The sequence below is a fragment of the Streptococcus sp. genome (genome assembly GCF_019414905.1).
GTDB lineage: Bacteria > Bacillota > Bacilli > Lactobacillales > Streptococcaceae > Streptococcus.
This window is the reverse complement of sequence record NZ_DXLC01000035.1, coordinates 1,104-1,699: the sequence shown is the minus strand read 5'-3', so window position 1 is coordinate 1,699 and position 596 is coordinate 1,104. Positions and strand designations below refer to the sequence as shown.

Genomic DNA, 596 nt, shown 5'->3' with positions numbered 1-596 from the left:
CCCTAGCACTGCGTGCTGATCAATTTGAAAAGAGCAATTTCAAAGGCTTGTCACGTTTTATTAGCATGATTGACAAGGTCCTAGAAGCCCAGCACGATCTTGCAAGCGTGGCAGTCGCACCGCCCAAGGACGCAGTAGAGCTCATGACTATCCATAAGAGTAAAGGGTTGGAGTTTCCTTATGTCTTTATCCTCAATATGGATCAAGATTTCAACAAGCAAGACTCTATGTCAGAGGTCATTCTCAATCGTAAAAATGGGCTTGGTGTCAAATACATTGCCAAAATGGAGACAGGAGCAGTGGAAGACCACTATCCTAAAACCATCAAACTCTCCATTCCTAGCTTGACCTATAGGCAGAATGAAGAAGAATTGCAGCTGGCAAGCTATTCAGAGCAGATGCGTCTGCTGTATGTTGCCATGACACGGGCTGAGAAAAAGCTTTATCTTGTCGGCAAGGGTTCGCGTGAAAAGCTGGAAGCCAAGGAATACCCAGCAACTAAAAATGGAAAACTAAATAGCAATACTAGACTGCAAGCAAGGAATTTCCAAGATTGGATTTGGGCCATTTATCAAGCATTTTCTAAGGAGGATTTA

The 596-nt window shown here is 43.5% G+C and carries 1 protein-coding gene; it reads left to right on the top strand.

What is annotated here, in order from left to right; translation table 11 throughout:
• The coding region (locus QZ359_RS00995; RefSeq protein WP_293952032.1) for a 3'-5' exonuclease at positions 1-596 on the top strand (596 nt) is incomplete at both ends.